4 protein-coding genes, 1 other RNA gene and 1 other annotated feature are annotated in these 6,840 nt (G+C 38.1%); all 5 genes read right to left on the bottom strand.

Going from position 1 to position 6,840, the window contains the following annotated elements; translation table 11 throughout:
- Positions 1 to 162: 162 nt before the first annotated feature.
- The 5 genes from tadA to gyrB all read right to left on the bottom strand — a co-directional run bounded on the left by tadA (position 163) and on the right by gyrB (position 6,838).
- A complete protein-coding gene (gene tadA, locus SOS22_RS07755) occupies positions 163 to 621 on the bottom strand; it encodes a tRNA adenosine(34) deaminase TadA (RefSeq protein WP_320326273.1) in 459 nt (152 codons plus the stop codon).
- 14 nt (positions 622 to 635) lie between these two features.
- Positions 636 to 721, bottom strand: an RNA gene (gene ffs / locus SOS22_RS07750) — signal recognition particle sRNA small type.
- A gap of 73 nt (positions 722 to 794) precedes the next feature.
- A complete protein-coding gene (gene serS / locus SOS22_RS07745) occupies positions 795 to 2,075 on the bottom strand; it encodes a serine--tRNA ligase (RefSeq protein ID WP_320326274.1) in 1,281 nt (426 codons plus the stop codon).
- 40 nt (positions 2,076 to 2,115) lie between these two features.
- Positions 2,116 to 2,317, bottom strand: a binding site (T-box leader).
- Between the two features lie 65 nt (positions 2,318 to 2,382).
- Entirely contained in the window at positions 2,383 to 4,860 is a 2,478-nt protein-coding gene (gene gyrA / locus SOS22_RS07740) for a DNA gyrase subunit A (RefSeq protein WP_320596856.1), read from the bottom strand.
- 10 nt (positions 4,861 to 4,870) lie between these two features.
- The gene (gyrB, locus tag SOS22_RS07735) at positions 4,871 to 6,838 is read right to left on the bottom strand and encodes a DNA topoisomerase (ATP-hydrolyzing) subunit B (RefSeq protein WP_320326276.1); all 1,968 of its coding nucleotides are present in this window, start codon (positions 6,836 to 6,838) and stop codon (positions 4,871 to 4,873) included.
- Between the last annotated feature and the right edge of the window lie 2 nt (positions 6,839 to 6,840).

Here is a 6,840-nt window from a genome sequence, read left to right as displayed (position 1 = left end):
GTCGATGAAGATGAGCTAAAGCATAATCTTGAACTGATGAATAATCGGCCACGAAAGTGCCTTGGCTATAAGACACCAAATGAAGTTATGAACGAAACAGACTCACATACATCGTGTTGCACTTAATTTGACAATTCATCTATAACAAAAAATAGCGGTCGTCTACGATTTCTTAGACTTCCGCTTTTTACGAAAAAAAGATGTCAACAAAGAAGCACACTCTTCTTGTAAGAGTCCTCCTTCTACTTCAGGATAATGATTGAATCCTTTCACATCTAATAAATTTGTATTGGATCCTAGACAACCACCTTTGAAATCATAGGCACCAAAATAGACCTTATCGATACGAGATTGAATGATAGCGCCCGTACACATAGGACAAGGTTCTAAAGTCACATATAATTCACATCCATCCAATCGCCAGGATCCTAGCTTTTTACAAGCTTTTTCAATGGCTAATATTTCGGCATGTGCTGTACTTACTTGCTTCTGTTCTCGTTGATTGTAGGCCCGAGCAAGAATATGATCTTCTTTTACGATCACACATCCTATAGGTACTTCATCTTTTTGTTCTGCTTTGATGGCTTGTTTAATTGCTTCTCGCATCCATTTTTCTTTCATGTTCCTATCCTATAAAAAAACTACTACACATGATAGAGCTCCCTTAGGGCTGCTTTGTTCCCAACCTGACCCAATTCAGAAGATATCATTGTAGTAGCGAAATTAGTGTATCATGGAAATGCATGGAGTGCAACTATGAAAAAAGGTCATATTTTCATACGACCACTCGGATATTATCCAATTTTTTTCTTGCCACCCATATATGGTTGGAGTGCTTCTGGAATCAAAATCGTTCCATCTGCTTGTAAATTATTTTCCAAGAAAGCAATCAACATACGTGGAGGAGCTACACATGTATTGTTTAGAGTATGTGCAAAATATTTATTACCATCATCATCACGAACACGAATCTTTAATCGACGTGCTTGTGCATCCGTTAAATTTGAACAAGAACCCACTTCAAAATATTTCTTTTGACGAGGAGACCAAGCTTCTACATCCACGGATTTAGATTTCAAATCGGCTAGATCACCCGAACAACATTCCAATGTACGAACAGGAATATCTAATGTACGGAAGAAATCAACGGTATTCATATATAATTTTTTAAACCATTGTTTACTTTCACTTGGTTTGCATACCACGATCATTTCTTGTTTTTCAAATTGATGAATGCGGTATACACCTCGCTCTTCAATACCATGTGCTCCTTTTTCTTTACGGAAACAAGGAGAATAAGAAGTTAATGTATATGGCAACTCTTTTTCATCAATGATCGTATCAATAAAACGACCAATCATAGAATGTTCCGATGTACCAATTAAATACAGATCTTCCCCTTCAATTTTATACATCATGCCATCCATTTCTTCAAAGGACATCACACCATCAACCACATTGGAACGAATCATATATGGCGGAATGACATAGGTAAATCCTCGATCAATCATAAAATCACGAGCATAGCTTAATACAGCAGAATGGAGACGAGCAATATCTCCTGTTAAATAATAAAAACCATTTCCTGCAACTTTTCGTGCTGCATCTAAATCAATTCCATTCAGACGTTCCATGATATCGGTATGATAAGGAATTTCAAAATCAGGAACTTTTGGTTCGCCAAAACGTTCCAATTCCACATTTTCAGAATCATCCTTACCAATAGGAACTGTATCCTCAATGATATTTGGGATCATCAACATCTTCTTATGAACCGATTCACGCAATTTATTTTCTTTTTCTTCAATCGCATCTAATTCATCCGCTAAATTTTTAACTTTTTCTTTTACCTCTTCGGCTTCTGCCTTTTTTCCTTGTCCAATCAAAGCACCAATTTGTTTGGAACTTTTCTTGCGTTGAGAACGAAGATCATCGGCATGTTGCTGCGCTTGACGAAGTTCTTTATCTTCTTGTAAAACTTCGTTTACTAGATGAATTTTATTTTCTTCAAATTTCTTCATCATATTTTCCTTCACAACATCTGGATTTTCTCGTACAAATTTAATGTCTAACATACTTTCTTCCTTTCCATAAAAAAAGAGACACTCTTACCCCTAAAGGGACGATGTCTCGCGTTGCCACCCTTTTTATCTTATTACTAAGATCACTCAACATGATAACGGTATGTACCGGATCCAATTACTTGATTCATTCGATCACTCTAAGGTGCTTTTCATTGTTCTTGATTCGATATTTCCACCAACCATATCGTCTCTATCAATCAATCCGAATTACTTGTCCTTATCAAAGCTTTGTCTCTATCTTTATAACATTCTTTGCTTCATTTCGCAATATAAAAAATAGGATTTGAGATTTCAAATCCTATTCCTCTTCTTCATGATCAACCAGGGTCATTCGCATAACTTTAGCATCTTCGGTTAAATGGATCAAACGAACACCTTGGGTATTTCGTGAATAAATACCAATGTCTTTTACCGCAATTCGAATCATGATACCACTGCTGGAAACGATCATGGCATCTTCATCTCCACATACCGCTCGTGCTACTTTCAATTGACCTGTTTTTTCGGTGATGTTCATTGTCGTAACACCTTTTTTGCCTCGCGAAGTCATACGATAATCCGATATCTTGCTTCGCTTGCCATATCCATTTTCCGATACAACCAGTAAGGTGTCACCTTCTGTATTCAATGCAGCACCAATAATGATGCCATCATCAACTTGCATACCACGAACACCACCAGCACTACGACCCATGACACGAACTTGATCTTCCATAAAATGGATAGCGCGACCATTGGAAGAAGCCAATAAGACTTCATCTTTACCTGTTGTTGGTTTCACAAAGAACAATAAATCATCTTCTTTTAAACTAATGGCAATCTTACCATTCTTATTGATTCGATCAAATTCAGATAATGCCGTTCGTTTGACGACACCATCTTTTGTGACAAACAATAAATATTTATATTCATTTTCTTGTGGTATTCCTAATAAACTAGTTACATGCTCATCCTTTTCCAATTGAATTAAATTGACAATTGGCAATCCCTTGGATGTTCTTGATGCATTGGGAACATTATATCCCTTTAAACGATATACTCGACCTTGATCTGTAAATAACATCAAGTAATCATGTGTATTCATCGCGATCATTGTGTCGATATCATCTTCTTCATTTAATGTAAGTGATTTGATACCACGACCACCACGATTTTGTGCATGATATGTATCCACTGGCATTCGTTTGATATATCCAGAATTCGTCAATAAGACAATGACATCTTCTTTGGGAATGAGGTCTTCATCATCCATATCCACATAGGAATCCATGATTTCTGTGCGTCTATCATCGCCATATTTTTCTGCCATTTCTTTTAGATCATCACGAATAATCTGTAAAACACGAGAATGGTTCGCTAAAATATCTTTAAAATCCGCAATCTTTTTCAAAAGATCTTGATATTCATTCTCGATCTTATCGCGTTCCAAACCCGACAAACGACGAAGTTGCATGGCTAAGATTGCCTTGGCTTGAATTTCATCAAAGCCAAATTTTTCACATAATTCCGCATTCAATCCGGCTTCATCCTTGTGAGAAGAACGAATCGTATGAATGACTGCATCCAACTGATCCAATGCGATACGGAAACCTTCCAAGATGTGTGCACGATCTTCGGCTTTCTTTAAATCAAAACGCGTTTTTCGTTCAATCACTTCAACTTGGAAATCAATGTAATCTTTAATAATTTGTTTGATAGGTAATTGACGAGGTCGACCATTTTCCAAAGCCAGCATATTAATGCCATAACTCGATTGTAACGGTGTCAAACGGAACAATTGATTTAAGATCACATCTTCTTGTACATCTTTTTTCAATTCCATGACAATTCGAATACCTTCTCGATTCGATTCATCATTTAAATAGGTAACACCTTGAATTTCCTTTTCATTGATCAAACTTGCCATTTTTGAAATCAAATTTGCCTTATTGACACCATATGGAATTTCATAAAAAATAACTTGTTTCTTCCCATTGCTCAATTCATTCACACGATATTTGGAACGAATATAGATTGTGCCACGTCCTGTTTCATACGCTTGGCGAATACCCTTACGTCCCAAAATGATACCACCCGTCGGAAAGTCTGGTCCTTTTAAGAATTCCATCAATTCAGGTACGGTAATGTCTGGATCATCCATAACGGCAAAAATTGCTTGAATGACTTCACCTAAATTGTGCGTTGGCATATTGGTTGCCATACCAACCGCAATACCCATCGATCCATTGACTAAAATATTAGGAAAACGAGAAGGCAAGACCAATGGTTCTTTTTCTTCGCCATCGTAGTTTTCAACAAAATCGACCGTATCTTTGTTGATATCACGAACCATCTCCATCGCAATCTTTGACATACGGGCTTCAGTATAACGCATGGCCGCAGCTCCATCACCGTCCAATGAACCAAAGTTTCCATGTCCATCGACCAATGGATACCGATACGAGAAATCTTGCGCCATACGTACCATGGCATCATATACCGCAACATCACCATGCGGATGATACTTACCAATGACCTCACCAACGATACGTGCACTTTTCTTATGTGCAACACTCGAAGATATTCCCAATTGATTCATCGCATATAAAATACGACGATGAACGGGTTTTAAACCATCTCGTACATCCGGTAATGCACGTTGGACGATGACCGACATGGAATAATCCAAAAAGTCTTCACGAACTTCTCGAGAAATTTCAACTTCTTCGACAACATCATATTGTTCATCATCCTGATCATTGTTGTCATTGATATTGTTTGTTAGTTCTTCAGCCATATCATTCCTCCTAATAATCTAAGTTCGCATAGACCGCGTTTTCTTGAATGAATTCACGACGCGGGTCGACTTCTTCACCCATCAACAATTCAAATGTGTTATCGGCATATTCCGCATCATCAATGGTCACTCGCTTTAAGATGCGATGCTTTGGATCCATGGTTGTTTCCCATAATTGTTCTGCATCCATTTCTCCCAATCCTTTGTATCGTTGTACTTTATAACCATCTTTCAATTCACTACGAATCTGATTCATCTCCTGCTCTTTGTAGGCATAGACGATCTTTTTTCCTTTTTGTACTTTGTATAGAGGAGGTTGCGCAATATATACATATCCACCTTCAATAACAGGTCGCATATATCGATATAAGAACGTTAACATCAATGTGGCAATATGTGCACCATCCACATCGGCATCGGTCATGATAATAATTTTGTGATAACGAAGTTTGGCCAGATCCACTTCATCTTTGATTCCACAACCAAACGCTGTGATCATTGAGCGAATTTCCGCATTATCAAAAATACGATGTTCTCTTGCTTTTTCAACATTGATGATCTTTCCACGCAAAGGCAAGATAGCCTGCGTCTTCGCATCACGTCCTTGTTTGGCCGATCCCCCGGCCGAATTCCCCTCGACAATATAGATTTCACATTCACTGGCATCTTTACTGGAACAATCCGTTAACTTACCTGGTAGACTTGAAATCCCATCCAATGCACTTTTTCGACGTGTGAGTTCACGAGCTTTCTTTGCTGCCATACGCGCTTTCGAAGCCAGTGTAGCTTTATCAACAATTTTTTTGGCTTGATCCGGATTTTCTAAGAAATAACGCTGCAATTGTTTACCAACAATACTCGATACGATCTTACGAACTTCCGAATTTCCTAATTTGGTCTTTGTTTGTCCCTCATATTGAGGATTTGGATGCTTTACCGAAATGATACAAACCAAACCTTCTTTCACATCGTCCTGTGATAATTTTTCATCTTTCTTCAATATATTATGATCCAACGCATATTTATTGATTTCACGCGTTAAGGCCATACGGAAACCATCTTCATGATAGCCACCTTCATGGGTATGAATATTATTACAGAAAGAATAAATATTGGATTGATATCCTTCGTTATACTGCAAAGCCACTTCTGCCAAAATGCCATCGACCAATCCTTCACAATAAATCACATCATCTGTAATCGGCGTTTTATTCCGATTGATAAAACGCACATATTCAATGATGCCACCTTCATAATAATAGTTTTCTTTGATGGGTTCTTCTTCTCGCAAATCCGTTAATGTTAAGCGAATACCTTTATTTAAAAAAGCCAATTGACGTAAACGCGAATTCAATGTATCAAAATCATAAGACGTCGTTTCTTTAAAAATGGTTGGATCCGCCTTAAAACGAACCAATGTACCCGTTTCTTGGGTAGTACCGATTTCCTTTAAAGGAGCCACTGTATGGCCGCCATTTTCAAAACGAATGAAATAGATCTTACCATTTTGATACACCGTCACTTCCATCCAAGAACTCAGTGCATTAACAACCGAAGCACCAACACCATGAAGGCCTCCCGATACTTTATAGGCACCTCCACCAAATTTACCACCCGCATGTAATACCGTAAGAATGGTTTCTACGGCACTTACGCCCGTCTTCTCATGAATGCCGACAGGCATACCACGACCATTATCACGAACAGCGATGACATCATCGGGTTCGATCGTGACATCGATCTTATTGGCAAACCCAGCCAAGGCTTCATCAATACCATTATCAACAATTTCCCAAACCAGATGATGAAGACCTCTGGCACTTGTCGATCCAATATACATACCAGGACGTAAGCGAACGGCTTCCAATCCTTCCAATACTTGAATATCATCAGCCGTATACGAATGATCCACCGATGTTGCTTCATTCTCCAACTGATCAAATTCTAAAATTTCTTGTTTTAATTCTTCTTGACTCATAC

The organism is Absicoccus sp. (assembly GCF_034090965.1).
In the GTDB taxonomy this organism is placed as follows: Bacteria; Bacillota_I; Bacilli_A; order Erysipelotrichales; family Erysipelotrichaceae; genus Absicoccus; species Absicoccus intestinalis.
This window is presented reverse-complemented; position numbering and strand designations above follow the sequence as displayed.

Coding starts and splice junctions, on each gene's coding strand:
- gyrB (WP_320326276.1), bottom strand. CDS start 6,838: ATGAGTCAAGAAGAATTAAAACAAGAAATTTTAGAATTTGATCAGTTG.
- gyrA (WP_320596856.1), bottom strand. CDS start 4,860: ATGGCTGAAGAACTAACAAACAATATCAATGACAACAATGATCAGGAT.
- serS (WP_320326274.1), bottom strand. CDS start 2,075: ATGTTAGACATTAAATTTGTACGAGAAAATCCAGATGTTGTGAAGGAA.
- tadA (WP_320326273.1), bottom strand. CDS start 621: ATGAAAGAAAAATGGATGCGAGAAGCAATTAAACAAGCCATCAAAGCA.